General features: G+C 72.3%; 20 protein-coding genes. 16 read left to right on the top strand and 4 right to left on the bottom strand.

Annotated features, from left to right (window positions below):
- The first annotated feature begins 91 nt into the window (after positions 1-91).
- The 4 genes from ACLQ2S_RS12280 (at position 92) to ACLQ2S_RS12265 (ending at position 4956) form a co-directional block, all read left to right on the top strand.
- Positions 92-1210, top strand: a complete 1119-nt coding sequence (locus tag ACLQ2S_RS12280; RefSeq protein WP_155216783.1) for a Vms1/Ankzf1 family peptidyl-tRNA hydrolase — start codon at positions 92-94, stop codon at positions 1208-1210.
- Positions 1203-2357 carry a thiamine pyrophosphate-binding protein gene (locus ACLQ2S_RS12275; RefSeq protein WP_155216781.1) on the top strand — a complete coding sequence of 385 codons (1155 nt, stop codon included), beginning with the start codon at positions 1203-1205 and terminating at the stop codon, positions 2355-2357. The genes ACLQ2S_RS12280 and ACLQ2S_RS12275 overlap by 8 nt, the downstream gene beginning before the upstream one ends.
- 134 nt (positions 2358-2491) lie before the next feature.
- Positions 2492-3862, top strand: a complete 1371-nt coding sequence (locus ACLQ2S_RS12270; protein ID WP_155216779.1) for a hypothetical protein — start codon at positions 2492-2494, stop codon at positions 3860-3862.
- Positions 3863-4080: 218 nt separating this feature from the next.
- On the top strand, positions 4081-4956 hold the full coding sequence (locus ACLQ2S_RS12265; RefSeq protein ID WP_155216777.1) for a SigB/SigF/SigG family RNA polymerase sigma factor: 876 nt from the start codon (positions 4081-4083) through the stop codon (positions 4954-4956).
- Between the two features lie 52 nt (positions 4957-5008).
- On the opposite strand, the gene ctaD is transcribed toward ACLQ2S_RS12265, so the two are convergent.
- The 3 genes from ctaD to ACLQ2S_RS12250 all read right to left on the bottom strand — a co-directional run bounded on the left by ctaD (position 5009) and on the right by ACLQ2S_RS12250 (position 8893).
- Complete coding sequence (ctaD, locus tag ACLQ2S_RS12260; RefSeq protein WP_155216775.1) at positions 5009-7009, bottom strand: aa3-type cytochrome oxidase subunit I; 2001 nt, start codon at positions 7007-7009, stop codon at positions 5009-5011.
- Between the two features lie 87 nt (positions 7010-7096).
- On the bottom strand, positions 7097-7822 hold the full coding sequence (locus ACLQ2S_RS12255) for an ATP-binding protein (RefSeq protein ID WP_155216773.1): 726 nt from the start codon (positions 7820-7822) through the stop codon (positions 7097-7099).
- Positions 7823-7909: 87 nt separating this feature from the next.
- Entirely contained in the window at positions 7910-8893 is a 984-nt protein-coding gene (locus ACLQ2S_RS12250) for a glucosyl-3-phosphoglycerate synthase (RefSeq protein ID WP_309223058.1), read from the bottom strand.
- 241 nt (positions 8894-9134) lie between these two features.
- Between ACLQ2S_RS12250 and secA2 the strand changes: the two genes are divergently transcribed.
- The 3 genes from secA2 to ACLQ2S_RS12235 all read left to right on the top strand — a co-directional run bounded on the left by secA2 (position 9135) and on the right by ACLQ2S_RS12235 (position 12938).
- Complete coding sequence (gene secA2 / locus ACLQ2S_RS12245; protein ID WP_425701701.1) at positions 9135-11426, top strand: accessory Sec system translocase SecA2; 2292 nt, start codon at positions 9135-9137, stop codon at positions 11424-11426.
- Between the two features lie 190 nt (positions 11427-11616).
- Positions 11617-12357: a GAF and ANTAR domain-containing protein gene (locus ACLQ2S_RS12240; RefSeq protein ID WP_309223047.1), complete on the top strand. Its 741-nt coding sequence runs from the start codon at positions 11617-11619 to the stop codon at positions 12355-12357.
- Between the two features lie 80 nt (positions 12358-12437).
- Entirely contained in the window at positions 12438-12938 is a 501-nt protein-coding gene (locus tag ACLQ2S_RS12235) for a DUF2231 domain-containing protein (RefSeq protein WP_155216767.1), read from the top strand.
- Here the strand turns inward: ACLQ2S_RS12235 and ACLQ2S_RS12230 are convergent.
- Entirely contained in the window at positions 12935-13324 is a 390-nt protein-coding gene (locus tag ACLQ2S_RS12230; protein ID WP_309223046.1) for an ankyrin repeat domain-containing protein, read from the bottom strand. The genes ACLQ2S_RS12235 and ACLQ2S_RS12230 overlap by 4 nt on opposite strands.
- Before the next feature lie 189 nt (positions 13325-13513).
- On the opposite strand from ACLQ2S_RS12230, the gene ACLQ2S_RS12225 reads away from it, so the two are divergent.
- The 9 genes from ACLQ2S_RS12225 to ACLQ2S_RS12185 all read left to right on the top strand — a co-directional run bounded on the left by ACLQ2S_RS12225 (position 13514) and on the right by ACLQ2S_RS12185 (position 19931).
- Positions 13514-13975 carry a cysteine dioxygenase gene (locus ACLQ2S_RS12225; RefSeq protein ID WP_425701700.1) on the top strand — a complete coding sequence of 154 codons (462 nt, stop codon included), beginning with the start codon at positions 13514-13516 and terminating at the stop codon, positions 13973-13975.
- A 62-nt stretch (positions 13976-14037) separates the two neighbouring features.
- Entirely contained in the window at positions 14038-14532 is a 495-nt protein-coding gene (locus ACLQ2S_RS12220) for a rhodanese-like domain-containing protein (RefSeq protein WP_155216763.1), read from the top strand.
- A 45-nt stretch (positions 14533-14577) separates the two neighbouring features.
- The gene (locus ACLQ2S_RS12215; protein ID WP_309223045.1) at positions 14578-15099 is read left to right on the top strand and encodes a winged helix-turn-helix domain-containing protein; all 522 of its coding nucleotides are present in this window, start codon (positions 14578-14580) and stop codon (positions 15097-15099) included.
- Positions 15100-15483: 384 nt separating this feature from the next.
- Positions 15484-16095: a winged helix-turn-helix domain-containing protein gene (locus ACLQ2S_RS12210; protein ID WP_155216761.1), complete on the top strand. Its 612-nt coding sequence runs from the start codon at positions 15484-15486 to the stop codon at positions 16093-16095.
- Positions 16096-16181: 86 nt separating this feature from the next.
- Positions 16182-16823, top strand: coding sequence for a uridine kinase (locus ACLQ2S_RS12205; RefSeq protein WP_155216759.1), 642 nt, complete (start codon positions 16182-16184; stop codon positions 16821-16823).
- Between the two features lie 123 nt (positions 16824-16946).
- Positions 16947-17345, top strand: coding sequence for a TraR/DksA family transcriptional regulator (locus tag ACLQ2S_RS12200; RefSeq protein WP_155216757.1), 399 nt, complete (start codon positions 16947-16949; stop codon positions 17343-17345).
- 474 nt (positions 17346-17819) lie between these two features.
- On the top strand, positions 17820-18248 hold the full coding sequence (locus tag ACLQ2S_RS12195) for a DUF2267 domain-containing protein (protein WP_155216755.1): 429 nt from the start codon (positions 17820-17822) through the stop codon (positions 18246-18248).
- A 180-nt stretch (positions 18249-18428) separates the two neighbouring features.
- A complete protein-coding gene (locus ACLQ2S_RS12190) occupies positions 18429-18608 on the top strand; it encodes a hypothetical protein (RefSeq protein ID WP_425701785.1) in 180 nt (59 codons plus the stop codon).
- Positions 18609-18617: 9 nt separating this feature from the next.
- Positions 18618-19931 (top strand): cupin domain-containing protein, encoded by a 1314-nt coding sequence (locus ACLQ2S_RS12185; RefSeq protein WP_155216753.1) that lies wholly within the window; start codon positions 18618-18620, stop codon positions 19929-19931.
- Positions 19932-19935: the final 4 nt, after the last annotated feature.

Raw genomic sequence — 19935 nt, 5'->3', positions numbered from 1 at the left:
GACGTGAATGAAAACTGGTCACGCGATTGCCGGCAGGTGACAAGCCCGACGGGGCGGGTAAGCGGTGGGCCGAGCTGGAAAGGGGTCGAGCATGCAGCTGTCCTTCCTGCGCCCGCTGTACCAGCGTCCAGGCCCGTGGTGCTCGGTCTACCTGGACGCCTCACTGGACACCGAGGACGCGCACGCGGCGCTCGATCTGCGCTGGCGCGGTCTGCAACGGCAACTGGCCGAGCACGGGGCGGACGAGCCGACGCTCGCCGCCATCGACCGGGTCGTCCGAGGGCACGACCCGATGCCCGGCGACTACGGGCTCGCCGTGTTCGGCACCCACGGGCAGGTGGTGCTCTCCGAGTACCTGTCCGCCCCGCCGCGTCGGGACCTGGCCTCCTACGATCCGCTGCCGCACGTGATGCCGCTGCTGGCCCAACGGGGTGAGCAGGTCGCGTGGGTGCGGGTGCTGGCCGACCGCACCGGCGCCGACGCGATGTCGGTCAGCGCCGGTGGGGTGCCGCGCCGGGCGCACGTGACCGGTCGGGAGAGCTACCCGCTGCGTCGGGTCCAGCCCGGTGGCTGGTCCCAGTCGCGCTACCAGCGGGCCGCGATGGAGGCGTGGCATCACAACGCCGGTGACGTCACCGCCGCGACCGTCGAGCTGGCCGAGCGGGTCGGCGCCGAGGTGGTGGTGGTGGCCGGTGACGTCCGCGCCACCGGCATGATCGCCGCCCAGATGCCGGACCGCTGGCAGGACATGGTGGTACGCACCGACGCCGGCTCGCGGGCCGGTGGAGCCGACCAGACGCTGCTGGACGACCTGACCGTGCAGACCATCGCCGAGGTGGCCGACCAGCGGGTGCACGCGGCCCTGGACCGCTTCGGCACGCAGGAGGACGTCGGCATGGGCCTCGACGCCGTGGTGGCCGCGTTGCAGCGCAACCAGGTCGACACCATGCTCATCGTCGACGACCCGTCGGCCGACGGTGAACTCTGGATCGGCCCGGCGGCCACCGACATCGCCACCGATCCGGGTCAACTGCCCACGGTCGCCGAACCGGAGCGGGTCCGGACCGACGCGGCGCTGGTGCGTGCCCTGGTGGGCACCGACGCCGAGTTGACCGTGCTCGGTCCGGACGAGGCGCCGCAACTGGTGGACGGGGTGGGCGCGGTGCTGCGCTACGTCGACCCGGTCACCCCGGGCCGGGGCGGTGCCTGAGCCGAGCATCGCCGACGCGGTCGTCAGCGGGCTGTCGGCCGGGCGGATTCCCCGGGTCTTCGGTCATCCGCAGGCGCCGGTCACGGCACTTGTCGACGCGCTCGACGCCACCGGTGGCGACCCGGAGTTCGTCCCGGCCCGCACTCCGGAGAGTGCCGCGCTGATGGCGGCCGGACACGCCCGCCGCACCGGTGACCCGGGTGTCTGCCTGGCGGCCGGCGGCACGTGCGCCGGTGGACTGCTCGCCGGGCTCGACGCCGCCCGCCGTGCCCACCTGCCGGTGCTCGCGGTCGTCGCCGAGCCGGGTCCGGTCCCGGGTGGCGAGGTGGGTGTCACCACCCGACTGCTCGCCGAGGTGTGCCACGACGTCCGGTTCGCCACCGACCCGGTGCGCGTGCCCCAGGCGATGGACGAGGCGCTGCGTGCCGCCTCGCGCGGTGGCGGCCCGGTGGGCCTGGTGCTGCCGTACCGGCCGGCGGACGGCCGGGCCCGGGTCGGGTCCCCGGGGTTCGCGGCGCGGCTGGTGCTCGACGAGCTGTCCACCCGGTTGCCGCCGACCGCGACGGTGGTCGTCGACGGCACCCTGCGCCTCGCGCACCCCCCGGGGGCACCCGGTGAGGTCGCCGTCGTGGGTCCGGCCGGGCTGCCCGGTGGCGCGTTGCCGTACGCCGTCGCCGTGAAGCTGGCCGCCCCCGACCGGCCGGTGGTCGCCCTGGTCGCCGACGACGGGATGCGCGCGCAGGGCCTGGCGGAGCTGGTCACCGTCGCCCGGCGGCGACCGGCGTGGCCGGACCCGCGCCTGGTGGTGCTGGTCTGCAACAGCCGCTCCGGTCATCCCCGGCACCTGGATCCGGCCCGGTCGGTCACCGACGACGTCCCCTACGCCGGCTGGGCCCGGCTACTCGGCCTGCACGGGGTACGCGTCGACCGGCCGGAGTTGGTCGGCGCGGCCTGGGACGAGGCGCTGAACGCCGACCGGCCGTCCGTGCTGGAGGTGCTGACGGACGCGTTGAGCCACCGCTCCGGCGGCACCATCTGCGACCTTGCTGCCTCGCCGCCGCCGGAGCCATCCCCGATGGTGCTGACCGGTGGTGGGCCGACGATGGCGGGCTGGCCGTTCTTGTCGGGAACGGACAAGATCCCCTGATTGATGCCGTCAGGTGGGCAGATGCCCTGTTTAACCCGCATCGTGGCGGGAAGCCGGGCCGCGTGGTGAGCGATCGAGGCAAGGTGGAGCCGGGGCGCAAGGTGCGCCCGGGACTGACGGCGGCGGGGGCCGGCATGGCCGGCGACCGTGTCGTGGCCGCCGACAGCACCGCCCGCACCCTGGTCGCGGCCACCGCCCGCGCCCTGCGTGGCAGCGACTGCGCCGACCTCGGACACGCCGGGCCGGTGTCCCGGTTCGCCGGCACGCCCGACCCGGTGCGGCGGGCCGCGGCGATCCGCTCCGCCGGCCGGATCGCGCTCACCGCGGGGCAGGCGGCCGAGGTCGACGCCGGCCGGGTCGCCCGCTGGTTCGTCGACCAGTACCCGCGTCGCCGGTATCCCGGGGTGCTGCTGGGCTCCCCGCACGGCGGTGTCGCACACCTGGCGGTGGCGCTGGGCATGCCCTGGCTGCCCGCCGGGTTCGAGATGGTGGCGCACTGGCCGCAGGGCGCGGTGGACCAACCCCGGGCCGCCCTGGACCACGGTGCGGCGCTCGCCGGGCGACTGCTGGCCGGCAACCCCGACCTGCACCTGAGGCAGGTGCACTGCCCGGCCAGCCGGGGCGCGCTGGCCGGGGCGACGGTGGCGTTGACCGGTCGCTGGCAGGCGCTGCCGACGGCGTACCGCAGCTTCCTGGCCGACCGGCTGACCCCCGGCGCGCCGGTGCTGATGCTGCGGGACACCCGGACCTGGCCGGTGGTCGACGCGGCCGACGGCCACAGCTTCCAGCTCGGCTGCCCGGCCAGCGGCCTGACCCCGGTGGACTTCCACCCCGACAGCCACGCGCTGCGGCAGGTGCTGCGCTCGGCCGGCGGCGACAGCACCCGATGGGACCCGCCGGAGATCTCCGCGCCGCCGGCCATCGCCGAACACGGCGTGGAGTCCGGTTTCGACCAGGGCGTACGGGACTGGACCTCGCGGCACGGCCACCCGTTGCACCGCATCCTGGTACCCGCCCCGGAGGCGCTCAGCGCGGCCATCGCCGACCTGTACCGGCGCTGGCTGCGCGCGGCCGGCAAGACCGGTGACCGCCTGGTGGTCGAGTGCGGTCGGCTGCTCGACCCGTGGCAGGTGCTCCGGGCCGGGCTGGTGCCCTACTGGTGCGAGAACGCCACCCGGCGCAGCGTCGAGCAGGTGGAGTGGTGGCTGGCCGGCAGCGAGTCGTTCACCTCGGTCGACGTGCTGCCGGAGCCGCCGGGCGTACGCTCACCGGCGCTGGCGGGTCTGCCGCAGTGGCTGGCGGTGGCCGGGTTCGGGCGGCGGCGACGGGCCCTGGACCGCGCCTCGGCGCGCGGCTACCCGGTCACCTCGGTACCCACCCGACGGGCCACCGAGGTGCTCCGCGCCCAGCCGTACGACCTGCCCAACCCGGCCCCGCTCGGGACCGCCGAGGCGCTCGCCGCACTGCGCGACAGCGGTCGGCACCACGGCCTGCTGATCTGTTGAGACCCAGCTGGCGAAACATCCTCGCGAACCCGTGATCCCGTGATTGAGTACCTACGGAGCGGGAACACCGCCGGCTGCGACGGGCTGATCACCTAGCGCGGCGTGGCGCCGTCACCCGCTGGCATCCCAGTACGTAACCCACTCACAGGCCCGTGCGTGCCCACGCGCGTGCCCGGTGTCGGTGAATCCGGGCGGGGTCCTTCCCGAGGGAGGCGCGGATGTTCGGACAGACCACCACAACCACACCACCACCCACCGATCGGGGGCTGGAGGATCTCGACGCGGCGGCGCTGGCGTACGCGGCGCGCATCGAGGGCCTGCCGCCGGAGCGTCGCCAGGAGGCACGCGACGACCTGGTCCGGTTCGCGTTGCCGTTCGCGGGCCGGTTGGCCCGCCGTTACCGGGGGCGCGGGGAACCGCTGGAGGATCTGGAACAGGTGGCCCGTCTGGGGCTGGTCAACGCGGTCGACCGGTACGACCCGGAACGCGGCTCGTTCACCGCGTACGCGGCGATCACCATCGTGGGTGAGATCAAGCGGCATTTCCGGGATCGCACCTGGGGTGTGCACGTGCCCCGTCGACTGCGTGACCTGATCCTCGAGGTGGGGCAGGCGACGGCGGCGCTGACCAGCGAGCTGTCCCGGGCGCCGACCGTGGCCGAGCTGTCGAAGCGGCTGGAGACGCCGGAGGCGGAGATCCTCGCCGCGTTGGAGTCGGCCGCCGGCTACAGCCCGGCATCGCTCAACGCGCCCGTCGGCGGGGAGAGTTCGGCGGAGTTCGGCGACCTCGTCGGCGAGTCGGACTTCGCGTTGGAGTCCGTCGACGACCGGGTGACCGTCAGTGGCCTGCTGCACCGGCTGCCCTGGCGGGAGCGGCGGATCCTGGCCATGCGGTTCTACGGCAACCAGACCCAGGCCGAGATCGCCGCCCGGTTCGGTATCTCCCAGATGCATGTGTCGCGGTTGCTGTCCCGGGCGCTGACCTGGCTGCGCCAGGCGATGCTCGCCGACGCGCCGCCACCCTGGCAGAACGGTCCCGCCGAGTCCGAGGCGGTCAACCCGTCGCGCGCCACGGCCCCGGTGCGGGGTCGTTGAGCGGATCGCCGGGGCGGTACCGACAGGTGCCGCCCCGACGCGTGTCCGTCGGTCAGTTCTCCGGCGTGTCCCCGGGGCCACGCGGATGCCGCCACCGGTCGGAGGACTCCTCGCGCTGCGCGTCCAGCGGGTTTCCCTCCGGCTCGTCGGTCCCCTCGAAGCTGGGCCGGCGTACCTCCTCGGGTTCCGGCACCTCCACCGGCCGGGCGCCGGACTGCGGTGCCGGTTGGTACGCGACCGCCTCCCGCGCGCCGTGCGCGCCCTCGGCGCTCGGTGACTCCGGCACGTGCGTCTCCCGGTGGATCTCGTCGCGGAAGTCCTGCGGCGGCCGGGTGGTCCGCTGTGGCAGGTCGCGGCCCAGGTCGGAGACGAGTTCGCCGTACTTGGCGTCGAACGCGGGACGCTCCGAGCGGATCCGGGGCATCCGGTCGAAGTTGCGCAGCGGCGGCGGGCAGGTGGTGGCCCACTCCAGGGAGTTGCCGAAGCCCCAGGGGTCGTCCACCGTCACCTCGGCGCCGTAGCGCCAGGACTTCCAGGCGTTGTAGATGAAGAACAGGGTGGACGCCCCCAGCACGAAGGAGAAGATGCTGGAGACCGTGTTCATCGTGGTGAACCCGTCGGTCGGCAGATAGTCGGCGTACCGCCGGGGGAAACCCTTGCTGCCCAGCCAGTGGTGCACCAGAAAGGTGCCGTGGAAGCCGATGAACATGCTCCAGAAGTGCAGCTTGCCGAGCCGTTCGTCGAGCAGCCGCCCGGTCATCTTCGGCCACCAGAAGTAGAAGCCGGCGAAGAGCGCGAAGACCACCGTGCCGAAGACCACGTAGTGGAAGTGGGCCACCACGAAGTAACTGTCGTGGGTGTGCCAGTCGGCCGGGGGACTGGCCAGTAGCACCCCGGTGAGCCCACCGAGCAGGAAGGTCACCAGGAAACCGATGGAGAACAGCATCGGCGTCTCGAAGGTGAGCTGGCCCTTCCACATGCTGCCGATCCAGTTGAAGAACTTCACGCCGGTCGGCACCGCGATCAGGTAGCTGAGGATGCTGAAGAACGGCAGCAGCACCTGGCCGGTGGTGAACATGTGGTGCGCCCACACCGTCATCGACAGCACGGTGATGGTGACGGTGGCCAGCACCAGACCGGTGTAGCCGAAGATCGGTTTGCGGGAGAAGACCGGAATGACCTCGGTGATGATGCCGAAGAACGGCAGCGCGATGATGTAGACCTCGGGGTGGCCGAAGAACCAGAACAGGTGTTGCCAGAGCATCGGCCCGCCGGTGTCGGGGTTGAACACCTGCGCGTCGAGCAGCCGGTCGGCGCTCAACGCCAGCAGCGCGGCGGCCAGCAGCGGGAAGACCAGGATCACCAGCACGCTGGTGAAGAGCATGTTCCAGGTGAAGATCGGCATCCGGAACATGGTCATGCCCGGCGCGCGCAGGGTCAGGATCGTGGTGATCAGGTTGACCGCGCCGAGGATGGTGCCCAGACCGGAGACCACCAGCCCGATCACCCACAGGTTCGCGCCCACGCCGGGGGAGTGCTCGCTGGTGCTCAGCGGGGTGTACGCGGTCCAGCCGAAGTCGGCCGAGCCGCCCGGGGTCAGGAACCCGCTGACCACCATCAACCCGCCGAACAGGTAGAGCCAGTAGGCGAGCGCGTTGAGCCGGGGGAACGACACGTCCGGCGCGCCGATCTGGATCGGCACGATGTAGTTGGCGAAGCCGAACGCCGCCGGAGTGGCGAACAGCAGCAGCATCACCGCGCCGTGCGAGGTGAACAGCTGGTTGTACTGCTCGGCGGCGAGGAACTGCAGACCCGGCCGGGCCAACTCGGCCCGGATCAGCATGGCCTCGATCCCGGCGAGCAGGAAGAAGCCGAACGAGGTCAGCAGGTAGAGCAGACCGATCTGCTTGTGGTCCGTGGTCGCCAGGAACCTGACCAGCTTGCCGCCCGGCAGCGGCCGGCGCAGCGGTCCGGGATAACCGCCGAACCGGGCCGGCGCGAGAATGGCCGGCCCCCGGTCCTGTCCGGGTTCGGTGGATACCCGCTTGGGCATGAGCGCTCACCCCGCTGACGACGGATAGGGACAGGCGTGGCTACCCACCCCGTCGACCATGTAACCAGGCGAGAGGGCTAATTTCGGTCAATTCGCCGGTAGTGTGGCCCAGACGGCCTTTCCGTCGCCGGCCGGGGCGCTGCCCCAGCGGTCGGCCAGCTCGCGTACCAGCAGCAGCCCTCGGCCACCCTCGTCGCGCTGCCCGGCCTTGCTCGGCCGGACCACGGCGCTGCTGCTGTCGACCACGGCCAGGTGCAGCCAGGGTCGGTGCAGGGTCACCGTCACCTGCATCGGGGTGCCGGCGTGCCGGACCACGTTGCCGACCAGTTCACTGAGCACCACCGAGGCCGGGCCGACCGCCTCGGGCAGGTTCCACCGGGCACACGCGTCGGTCACCAGCTCCCGGGCCCGCCGGCAGGCCGTCGCCACCGGATCCAGGCGCAGCCGCAGACGGGTCACGGCGGAGGCGTCGGCCACCCGGCTCGCCTCGTCGCAGCTGTCCCGCACCGCCAGCACCCGGCAGGCCGTCGAGTCGGCCAGCAGCGCGGCGGCGTCCGGGTGCGGCGCGCAGAGCACCAGCGGCACGACCGGCCATCCTGCGGCGCGGCGCGCGACGGCCGCGAAGACGGACACCGCCAGGTGGTCCCGCACGGCGAGCCCGGTCAGGTCGACCACCAACGCGTCCGGCTGCCGGTCCAGGCACTCCTCCAGGAACGCGTACGCCTGGCGCATCGAGGTGATGTCGAGGGTGCCGGTGAGGCGCACGACGGCGGGTGCTCCGTCGTGTACCTGGCAGGTGATCCGGCTCGCCATCTCCGCCCTCGTCTCGGCGCTGTCCGCAGAGCCAGGCAGGTACCCGGCGGTTGACCGGGCGAAACGCCGCGACCGGGGCGGCCTGCGTCACGCCGCGGCGACCCGACGGCGTGGCAGTTGGTGCCGCAGCTGCGCCAGTGGGGGCCGTTCCTCCACAGCGACGTCGCTGACCACGATCTCCCGGTCCAGGTTCGGCAGCGCCTCGGAACCGCCCCGACGGAACTGGGTGAGCAGGGCGGTGGGCAGCATGTCCGGGTTCGCCCAGCCTCGGCGCTGCAACCGGGACCAGGCGGTGAGCATGATCTGGGCGGCCATCCGGCCCAGCGCGGCGGTGTCCTGGTGCCGGTGCTTGCGCTCGCCGAGATCCACCTGGGCCAGCGCGTCCAACCCGACGAGTTCGAGCAGGTCGATCAGCATGGCGGTCTCGACGCCGTAGCCGGAGACGAACGGCACCCGCGCCAGCACCTCCCGGCGGCCGGCGTACTCACCGGCGAGCGGCTGGACGAACCCGGCCAGTTCCGGCCAGAACAGGTTCAGCATCGGCCGGGCCATCAGCTCCGTGACCCGGCCACCGCCGTCGGCCTCCACGCCGCCGGTGCTCACCAGGGGCCGGTGGTAGAAGCCCTTGACGAAATCGACCGACGGGTCGGTCAGCAGCGGGCCGAGCAGCCCGGTGACGAAGTGCGGTCGGAACTCGCGCAGGTCGGCGTCGACGAAGGCCACCACGTCGCCCTCCGCCGCCGCCAGACCCGCCCAGAGCGCGTCGCCCTTGCCGGTCAGCTGGGGCAACCCCCGGGTCATCACGTCCTGGCTGACGACCTCGGCACCGGCGGCCCGGGCCACCGCCGCGGTGCGGTCGGTGGACCGCGAGTCGACCACGATCAACTCGTCGACCAGGGACACCCGGTCCATCAGGTGTTCGCGGATGGTGGCCACGATCGCTCCGACGGTGGCCTCCTCGTTGCGCGCCGGCAGCACCACGCTGACCCGGCTGTCTCCCTTGGCCCGCAGCAGGCGTCGGGTCGGCCAGTCGGCCGCCGAGGTGGTTCGGTAGGTGGCCCAGGCCTCCACCACCGGCGAGACCAGAGATTCGTCGTTGCGCACAGGCACCCCCTCGTCTGCGGGAAGACCGGGAGTCGACTTTCCCAGCACCCCGCACGCTAACCGGATCGCTCTCCAGCTTGATCAGCACCGTGCGCCGTCCCCGTTCCCGTCCGATGAACCTTTGATTGCGTTCGATCGACCTCCCGCGATGTCGGAACGGGGCGGGTGGGACGTTCAAGATCGCCCCGGTCGCGTACCGTTGCGGCTCATGGGTGTGTCGCAACGCTTGAAGACCAGGTTCCGCCGGTTCCTCCAACGCCCGGGGACGACGGTCGATCTGGCCCCGCTGGAGAAGCTGCTGCCGGTCATCGAGGCCCGCGAGGAGGAGATCTCGGCGTTCGACGACGCCGAACTCACCGAGGCGGCGGCCACGGCGACGAGCTACGAGGAGATCTGCGCGCTCGGCCGCGAGGCCGCCCGTCGAGGCATCGACCAGCGTCCGTACGACGTCCAGCTGTTGGGTGCCATGTCGCTGCTGTCCGGCAAGGTCGCCGAGATGGCCACCGGTGAGGGCAAGACGCTCACCGCCGCGATCGCCGCGTACGGGCACGTCCGGCTCGGCAACGGGCCGGTGCACGTGCTGACCGTGAACGACTACCTGGCTCGCCGCGACGCCCAGTGGATGGAGCCGATCTACACCCTGCTCGGGCTCACCGTCGGCTGGGTCAACGAGGCGTCCACCCCGGTCGAGCGGCGTGCCGCGTACGCCTGCGACGTCACCTACGTCTCGGTCAGCGAGGCCGGTTTCGACTTCCTCCGCGATCAGCTCGTCACCGACATCGAGGACCGGGTGCAGCGCCCGCTGCGTACGGCGATCGTCGACGAGGCCGACTCCATCCTCATCGACGAGGCCCGGGTGCCGATGGTCCTGGCCGGCTCGGTCCCCGGCGAGCAGGACCCGGTGCACACCGCCGCCGCGCTCGTCCGTGGCCTGCGCAAGGGCCGGCACTACACGGTGGCCGAGGACGGCCGCAGTGTCGCCTTCACCTCCGCCGGCCTGGCCGCCGTGGAGGCCAAGCTCGGCATCGACCTGTACGACGAGGAGAACGTCGAGCAGCTCTCGGCGGTCAACGTGGCGTTGCACGCGCACGCCCTGCTGCACCGGGACGTGGACTACATCGTCCGGGACGGCACCGTCGAACTGATCGACGAGATGCGGGGGCGGGTCGCCCAGCGGCGCCGCTGGCCCGACGGGCTCCAGGCGGCCGTGGAGGCCAAGGAGGGGCTCGACGCCACCGCCGAGGGCGAGGTGCTCGGCACCATCGCCGTGCAGGCGTACGTCGGGCTCTACCCGATCGTCTGCGGCATGACCGCCACCGCGGTGCTCGTCGGCGACCAGCTGCGGGAGTTCTTCGGCCTGGAGGTCGCGGTGATCCCGCCGAACACCCCGTGCGTGCGGGTCGACGAGCCGGACCGCATCTACGCCACCCGGGCGGAGAAGGAGGAGGCGCTGATCGACGAGATCCAGCGCTGCCACAGCGTCGGGCGTCCGGTGCTGGTCGGCACGCTGGACGTCAAGGAGTCCGAGCAGCTGGCCGCCGGGCTCAACACCGCCGGGGTGCCGTGCGTGGTGCTCAACGCCAAGAACGACGACGAGGAAGCGGCGATCATCGCCGAGGCCGGCGCGTTCGGCGCGGTCACCGTCTCCACCCAGATGGCGGGCCGGGGCGTGGACATCCGCCTCGGCGGCAGCGACCAGTCCGACCGGGATCGGGTGGCCGAACTGGGTGGTCTCTACGTGATCGGCAGCGGTCGACACGACAGCCGTCGCGTCGACGACCAGCTGCGCGGCCGGGCCGGTCGTCAGGGTGACCCGGGTGGGTCGGTCTTCTTCGTCAGCCTGGAGGACGACCTCGTCGTCCGGCACGCCGGTGACTCGGTGCCGCCGTCGCCCCGGATGAACGCCGACGGTCTGGTCACCGATCCGCAGGTGGACTACGCCGTCGAGCACGCCCAGCGGGTCGCGGAAGGGGTCAACCACGAGATCCACCGCAACACCTGGCGCTACAGCGTGGTGATCGAGCAGCAGCGCAAGGCCCTCGCCGAGCGGCGGGAGCGGCTGCTCACCAGCGACGTCGCGGCGCTGATGCTGCTGGACAAGATGCCGGAGAAGGCCGGCGAGATGGACGAGGACCTGCTGGCCCGGGTGGCCCGGTCGATCGCCCTCTACCACCTCGACCGGCTCTGGGCCTCGCACCTGGCCGAGTTGTCGGAGGTCCGCGAGGGCGTGCACCTGCGGGCCCTGGGCCGGCTCGATCCGCTGGACGAGTTCCACCGGGCGGCGGTTCCGGCGTTCACCGAACTGGTGCCGGCGATCGAGGCGCGGACGCTGGAGACCTTCGCCGAGACCGAGTTCGACGAGGACTGGGAGCCCGACTCGACGGAACTGGTCCGGCCCAGCGCCACCTGGACGTACCTGGTGCACGACAACCCGTTCGGTTCCGAGCTGGACCGGTTGATCGCCTCCGTCGGCCGCCGCCTCGGCGGGGGTTCTCGCTGAGGTCGTCCGGTCCGGTCCACCCCTCCTGGCGGCACCCGTACGCTGGGAGGGGCCCCGATTTGCGCCGTTTCGGCCGTTGTCGTCGGGGTAGTAGCGCGATCGTGATGTCGAGGACGGCTACCTGTGTGCGGGCCGAGCCGAGGAGGAGACGGGTGACGACGCTGACCGGGCGTACCGGAGCCGCAGGCCGGTGAACCTGGAGACGACCGCACCGCTGGGGGAGACGCTCGGCGTGCTGGAGACGGCTGCCCTGCTCCGGGAGTTGACCGCCGGGCTGATCGCCGTCGACGACTTCGACGCGGCGCTGTCCGCGCTGGTCCGGATCACCCGGGACGCCCTCGCGGGGGTCACCTGGTGCGGGTTCACCGCCCTGCGGGCCGGTGAGCCGGCGGGCGTGGCCGCCTCCGATCCCCGGCTGGGCGGGCTGGACGACCTGCGGTACGGCCCGGACACCCCGGCGATGGACGCGATCCGTCGCCGGGAGATGGTCGGCGCGGAGGAGTTGGATGCGGAACCGCGCTGGCCGGACTGGACGACCCGGGCCCGCGAACTGGGCGTACGCGGGGTGATCTCCGCGCCCGTGGACATCGACGACCAGGTCATCGGCGCGGTCAACCTGTACGCCGCCGAGTCCGACGCGCTGACTCCCGGGCACCAGTTGACCGCGATGCTGCTGGCCGAGCACGCCGGTCTGCTGCTGGCGGCCGTACGCGGCCGGGAGAAGCGGGCCGCCCTGATCGTGCAGCAGGACACCGTGCTGCTCAACGACGGCGTGATCGGCCAGGCCGTCGGCGTCATCATGACCCAGCGCGGCTGCCCGGCCGAGGAGGCCCTCGAGGTGCTGCGCAGCGCGGCGGCGTCGTTGTCCATCCCGTTGCGGGAGGTGGCGGAGCGGCTGGTCAGCACGGTCTCCCGACCCCGGGACAACTGATCGGGGCGTGTCGTTTCGCCCGGCTGGCACCCGGGTAGCACCCTGGGCTGATGGACTGAGCCGATCCCAGGGGGACTACGATGCAGAGCCGGCTAAGGGTGCAGGGGCACCCCATCCAACCGATGTTGGTGACCTTTCCGTACGGGCTCTTCGTCTGTGCCGTCATCTTCGACCTCGCCGACGTGGTCGGTGGTCCGGCCTTCCTCGGCGAGGTCGGCTACTGGACGGCGGTGGCCGCTCTGGTGGCGGCGGCGTTGACGGCGGTGGCCGGGATGGTCGACCTGTGGGACGTGCCGCCGGACCGTACCCGCCGCACGGCGATCAGCTTCAACGTCGTCAACGCGGCGATGGCCGGGTTGTTCCTGCTCTCCTGCCTGGTCCGGGCGGACGCGACGAACCGTGGCGTCACCCCGGCGCTGCTGGTCGTCGAACTGCTCGCTCTCGCCGTCGGCGGGGTGGGCGTACACCTCGGCGCGCGGCTGATGCGTCACTTCGAGGCCGGCCGTCGCGAGTCGGCGAGCGTCGACATCGTACGCGGCCTCGACGGTCCCACCGTCGAGGTGGTGCGGCCCCGCCCTTAGGGCCGCAGCAGCGCGAGCATCTCGGGCAGGTCGAAGAACTCGGCGGTGGCGACCGCGGACGGATCGCCGCCGTCGGGGTCGGCGCCGGCGTCGAGCAGCGCGCGGACCGCCTCGGCGTTCTTGCGGAACACCGCCGCGGCCAACGCTGTCTGTCCCCGGTCGTTGGCCCGGCCGTGATCGGCGCCCCGTTGCAGCAGTGCGCGCACCGTCTCCGGGTGGGCGTGGTAGGCCGCCAGGATCAGCAGGGTGTCGCCCTTGTGGTTGGTCAGGTTGACCGGTAGCCCCGCGTCGACGTACCCGGCGAGTTCCGCGGTCGCGCCGTCGCGCGCCAGGTCGAACATCCGGTGCGCGAATTCCAGGGTCTCGGCGTCGAGTTCGTCGCTCACCGGTTCAGGTTAGTCGGCTCCACCGCGCCGCCACCGGCCGCCAGCCGATCGGCGGGCTTGCCGACCCGCCCACGTCCGGGTGAACGATTCGGCCGCGTCGTCCCGGATCGTAGGAATGCCTACTAAACCTATAGGGTTTACCTTCTAAGCTGGTCGAGACAATCCGCCGACGACCGTCGCGAGGACCACATGCCTTCCGAAACCGTCACCGAACCGGACCTGTTCGCCGTCGCCCGTCGCTGGGCCGCCGATCCCGCGAGTTGGCCGGTGCCGGTGTGCTTCGATCCCGTCAGCCGGTGGTACGCCCGGTTGGCGGTCCACGACGACCACGAGGTGTGGGCGCTGAGTTGGCTACCCGGTCAGGGCACCGACCTGCACGACCACGGCGGCTCCTCCGGTGCCTTCCTGGTGGTTTCGGGAACCCTCACCGAGGAGACCGTCAGCGGTGGCCGGTTGCGCCCGCACCTGCTCGCCGCCGGCTCCGGCCGCCGGTTCGGCCCCCGGCACCTGCACATGGTGACCAACAAGCACGCCGAGCCGGCGGTGAGCGTCCACGTCTACGGTCCGGCGCTGCGCCGGATGGTCCGCTACCACCTCGAGCAGGGCCGGCTGCTGGTCGCCGAGGTGGCCGAGGCCGGCGTGGCATGGTGAGACGCCGACCGGTCACCCCGCCCGCCTTCGGTACCGATGATCTTTCCTGGAAGGAACCGCCGATGTCACAGGCCGATCCCGTCGCCGGCTGTCCGGTGCCGGTGCCACCTGCGGGCTCGCGGGGGATCGACGAGATCCTCGCCGCCGCCCGCGCCCGGCTCGACCGCCTCGACCCCGAACAGGCGCATCTGGCGTACCGGACCGGTGCCCTGCTGGTCGACATCCGTCCCGCGGCGCAACGGGCCGCACACGGCACCGTGCCGGGCGTGCTGGCCATCGAGCGCAACGTCCTGGAGTGGCGGCTGGACCCCCGGTGTCCGGCCCGGCTGCCGCAGGCGGTCGGCTACGACCTGTCCGTGGTGGTCCTCTGCCAGGAGGGCTACACCTCGTCACTGGCCGCCGCCTCGCTCCAGGATCTCGGGCTGCACCGGGCAACCGACGTGGTCGGCGGATTCGCCGCCTGGCAGATAGCCGGCCTGCCGGTGCTCGGACCCACCGCGCCACCCGCAACGTCCACTCTCGCGCCCCCGGCGACCGCCGGCCGGGCGTACCACTGAACCGCCACGCCCCACCCGGCGTTGCGGTAGTCCCAGGAGGTCACCGTGTCCGTCGTCGCTCTCGGCCCGCGCCAGCACCCGCCCCGTCACACCAGCCGGACCCGGTTGGCGCGACCGCGTACCCGGCCGACCCTGACCATCACCGTCGACCTCGCGTCCGGCCAGGTGAGCCCACGCCTGAACCGGCTGTTCGAGCTCCTCGGGGAGATCGTCGAGTCGGGTGAAGCACGACTGTCCCGCTCCGACGCTCCGGCCCCCGCCGCGACCGACCCGAACCTGGTCCGGATCCTCACCGGCCCGCGTGCCGTACTCCAGGGTGACCGGACGATCCCGCTGACCCGAATCGAGTACGACCTGCTGCTGTTCCTGGCCGAGCGGCCACGACGGGTGTTCACCCGGCTGCAGCTGCTGCATTCGGTCTGGGGCTACGACCACGCGGTGGCCCGCACCGTCGATGTGCACGTCCGTCGACTCCGCGCCAAGCTGGGCGGCACCTCGCTGCTGACCACCGTCCACGGTGTCGGCTACCGCCTCGCCGACGACGCGCAGGTGATCGTCGAACGCTGAAACCCGGACGGGGCGGGCACCCGCGCGCACACTCACGCAGACCCCCGCGACGACTCGCGGGGACGCCTCGTGAGTCGGCGCGGGTGTCCCGTTCGCGTGACGGCCTTGTCATGGGAGCGCGAACAGTCGACGTCACGCCGGGTGCGCGCATCTCGCCCGGGATGTCCAAAACGGCATCGGCCACCCCCCGTATCAGGTCAACTTGGCGACTCTGCTGTAATCATCTGGCCTCGTACGCAGAGCGAGCGGACGGCTCCGATGTGTCGGTCAATTGTCACATTCATGCAACGCAGTCGCCCCTTGACCCTCGCACAGGCGCCGGGAAGCATCGATAGAGCGGCGTCCCGGGGCCGTGGGGAAAGCCCGGACCAGCCAAGGAGGACCATGTCGGTCAGCCCCGCTTCGTCGCGCGCCGGATGGCATACGTCCCAACCCGCGGTGCCCGGTCGGCCTCCCGGCGGTCAGCGTCGTCCCGCCAACACCGTCGCCCCGGTGCTCACGGTGACCCTCTCCATACCCCTGGCGTGTGAGGAGTCGCTGACGCCGGCCGCGCGTCGGCTGCTCGACGCGGCGCGGGAGATGCTGGAGCGCGGCGAAGGCACCATCACCACCGTCAGCCCGGTCGTGCCGGAGCGTCGCGGTGAGAGCGTTCCGGCGGGTCGTACGCCGTCCCGGCAGCTCGCGCCCGCCATTCCCACCCTGCACATCCTGGCCTCCTCCCGGTCGGTGCTGCGTGACGGCGAGCCGTTGCCACTGACCCGGCTGGAGTTCGACCTCCTGCTGCATCTGGTCGCGAACCCCCGCCGGGTCTTCACCCGCCTCCAGTTGCTCAACGCGGTCTGGGGGTACGAGCACGCCGGTGTCCGTACCGTCGACGTGCACGTGCGCCGGCTGCGCGGCAAGGTCGGGGTGGACGTCCCGCTGGTCACCACCGTGTACGGCGTCGGCTACCGGTTGTCCGACGACGCCCGGGTCACCCTCGACCGCGCCGGCTGACCGGTTGTCGGATCGGGCGGGTGCCGGAGCCGGCCCACCCGGCCGGGACGGGCACGGCGGTGTCGACCAACGGGCACCATGGTCGGATGCGTGTGCGTCCCATCTCGCCGCCGCTGCTGATCACCGAGTTGGCCGAGCGGCTCGCCGGTGAGGTGTCGAGCGGGCGGCTGCGGGTCGCGGTGGACGCAGCCCCGGCTGCCCGCCCCGACCAGCTGGCCGAAGCCCTGGTCGATCCACTTCGTGCCCTCGGCCACCCGGTGCTGCACGTACGCGCCGACGACTTCCTGCGCCCCGCCTCGCTGCGCCTGGAACGCGGCCGGACCAATCCGGACGCGTACTACGAGGGCTGGGTCGACGAGGCCGGACTGCGCCGGGAGGTGCTGGACCCGGCAGGGCCGGGCGGATCCGGCCGGGTGTTGCCGTCGCTCTGGGACGCCCGGACGGACCGGGCCAGCCGGGCCGCGTACGTCGATCTGCCGCCCGGCGGGGTGGTGCTGGTCAGCGGCGCGTTCCTGCTCGGCGGCGGACTGGCCTTCGACGTCGTCGTACACCTGGAGATGTCACCTGCGGCGCTGCGCCGACGCACCGACCCTGACCTGGCCTGGACCCTGCCCGCGTTCGACAGGTACGCCGCCGAGGTCGCGCCCGCCGGCTTCGCCGACGTGCTGGTCCGGGTCGACGACCCGCGTCGCCCAGCGCTCGTGGAATCCGTCGACGACCCGGTTTGAGCCCCACCCCCTTGGGGTAAACGCGGTGCTCACAGCGCCCGGGTGACGACAACCTGGGCGGTATGACCGGGTGCGGAGCGTCCCGCCCGCGCAGACCATATGGCCCAGGAAAGGCAGGCAGCGATGCTCGTCCATGACACGGTCGGCACCAGCCGGTCCCAGGCGGAGATCGACCAGATCCGGCTCTCCCTGCAGGCCCGCCACGACGAGCTGACCGAGGAGTACCAGCAGGCGGTGCAGCAGAGTCAGGTGCTGCGGCTCGTCGAGGTCGGCGACACCGCCGGCGACGACCAGGCCGACAGCGGCACCAAGACGGCCGAGCGGGATACCGCGCAGTCCCTGCTGCGGACCATTCTGGACCGTCGGGCCCAGTACGAACACGCCCTGGCCCGGCTGGCGGAGGGTACCTACGGCTTCTGCGAGGGCTGCGCCGCGCCGATCCCGGTCGAACGGCTGGAGATCTTCCCGTCGGCCACCACCTGCGTCACCTGCAAGCAGACCCGCGAGCGGCGGGCGGCCTGACCCGAGATCCTCGCCGGTCGGTCCGGGACGCGACGGACCCCACCCATCCTGGTGGGCACCGCGTCCCGGACCGACCGGAGCGCGCGTTGCCCCGACGGCTCGGCCGCGCCCCGGCCGAGCCGTCATCCACGCCCGGCCCGACGCGAACCGGCCTGACGCGAAGCGGCCGGGCGGGTTTCACCCGGGCGGGGTGAGGACCGCTCACCCGGTCGACGCCGAGCATGGTGGCAGAGGCGCGGTGCTTCTTTGATGGTCCGCGCGGAGCGGCACCACGGAGGTGGTTGACGATGACTGCTGGGCAGGTAGCGCGGCGACGAGGGAGCGCGGTGCTGCACGTCGTCGGAGCGTCCATGCAGTCTCGCCGGGCGCCGCGGATCGGATGGGCCAGTCCCATCCGGCGTCGGCGTGGCCCGGTGGGTCCGCCGCGACGTCACGACGATCGACGGTGGCAAACCGACCAGTGGGGGTGGACAGATGGCTGAGCAGTTCCAGTCCGCGATCGAGTCCTCGATGGACAAGACCAACCTGATTCTGAAAGACATCGAACAGGCGTACGGATGGTCGAAGGAGCAGCGCAACCAGTCGTACGCGGCGTTGCGTACCGTGTTGCACCTGCTGCGTGACCGGATGCCGATAGAGGAGAGCGTCGAGTTCTCCGCGCAGTTGCCGATCGTGTTGCGCGGCGTCTACTTCGACGGCTGGCAGCCGCAGAACGTCCCGATCAAGCTCAACCGGGACGACTTCCTCTACGAGGTCCGGCAGGGCTTCCCGTACGACGTGAAGGGCGGCCCGCAGCGGGTGGTCCAGGTGGTCCTGGACAGCCTGCGCCGGCACGTGACCCAGGGCCAGTGGGACGAGGTCAAGGACACCATGCCCAACGACCTCGCCCGGATCATGCCCTGACCCGGCACCTCACGACCCGCCCGCCGATGCCCGGACGGAACGGTGAACCGGTCATGCCGGACTGTTCGGGCAATTACCGTGGAACCTGGTGTGGTTAGAGAAGATCGGCAGCGGGGTACCACCCGCGGCAGGACGCACCCGACCAACGGCGGCGGGGGCGGGTCAATCCGAGGGAGCACGATGCCACTCAACGACGATGACATGCAGACCACCAGCGGCGGCGGGGCGGAGGGCCCGGCCGACGGTGGTGCCACTCCGGGTCAGCACGACGGCGGCGCTGACGGCAGTGCCGAAGGCCCGGCCGACGGTGGTGCGACCCCGGGTCAGCACGACGGCGGCGCCGACGGCGCCGCGCGGTAACGGGCCGCCATGACGCGTCTCGACCCGCCGGGCGGCCACGGCCGCCCGGCGGTTCCGTCTCCGTCCGCGAACGTGCCCGTCCGCGACGAGCCCGCCGAGCGGGAATCGGCTGTTGCCGCCCTGGCCCGCTGCGTCAGCGTGGAGGCGGAGAAGTTCGCCGCCGCGCACTGGGGGCGTACTCCGCTGCTCTCCCGCGCGGCCGAGCTGCCCAACCCGGCCGGCTTCACCGACCTGCTCAGCCCCGCCGACGCCGACGAACTGCTCAGCCGGCGTGGCCTGCGTACCCCCTTCCTGCGGGTGGCCAAGGACGGCCAGGTGCTGCCGGCGGGCCGGTACACCGGCGGTGGCGGTGCCGGCGCCGAGATCGACGACCAGGTTCTCGACGAGAAGGTCCTCCAGCTGTACGCCGACGGCGCCACCCTGGTCCTGCAAGGGTTGCACCGCACCTGGCCGGCGCTGATCGACTTCACCCGGGACCTGAGTCTGGCCGTCGGCCAGCCGTTGCAGGTCAACGCCTATCTGACCCCTCCGGACAGCCAGGGCTTCGCCACCCACTACGACACCCACGACGTCTTCGTGCTCCAGGTCGACGGCCGCAAACACTGGCGGATCCACCCGCCGGTGCTGCCCGACCCGCTGGAGCGGCAGCCGTGGGGCGGCCGGGCCGACGAGGTCGCCGCGACCGCGCAGGGCCCGGCCGCGCTCGACGTGGTGCTGGAACCGGGCGACGCGCTCTACCTGCCCCGGGGGTGGCTGCACAGCGCCCAGGCCCAGGAGTCCAGCTCACTGCACCTGACCGTCGGCATCCGGGCGCTGACCCGGTACGCGCTGGTCGAGGAACTGCTTGCGTTGGCCGCCGAGGATCAGCGGCTGCGGGCGACCCTGCCGTTCGGCACTGACGTGGCCGACCCGGACGCCATCGAACCGGAGTTGACCGAGACGGTCGAGGCACTACGGGAGTGGCTGCTGCGAGCCGACCCGGCGGCGGTGGCCGCCCGACTGCGTCGGCGGGCCTGGTCGGCGTCGCGACCGGCACCGATCCGCCCGATGGCCCAGGCCGCCGCGATCACCGCGCTGACCGCCGACAGCGTCGTCACGGCCCGTCCGGGGCTGCGCTGGCAGCTCGTCGCCGAGGGGGCGCGGGTGACGCTACGCCTGTTCGACCGGACCATCAGCCTCCCCGCGCAGTGCGAGCCCGCGGTGCGGGCCCTGCTCGCCGGTCAGGCGATCCGCGTCGGTGACCTCCCCGGCCTCGACAGCGACGCCGACCGCCGTACCCTCACCCGTCGTCTGCTGCGCGAGGCCGCCCTGGTCCCCGCCTGAGCAA

The sequence above is a fragment of the Micromonospora sp. DT48 genome (assembly GCF_049844495.1).
Lineage (GTDB): Bacteria > Actinomycetota > Actinomycetes > Mycobacteriales > Micromonosporaceae > Micromonospora.
This window is presented reverse-complemented; position numbering and strand designations above follow the sequence as displayed.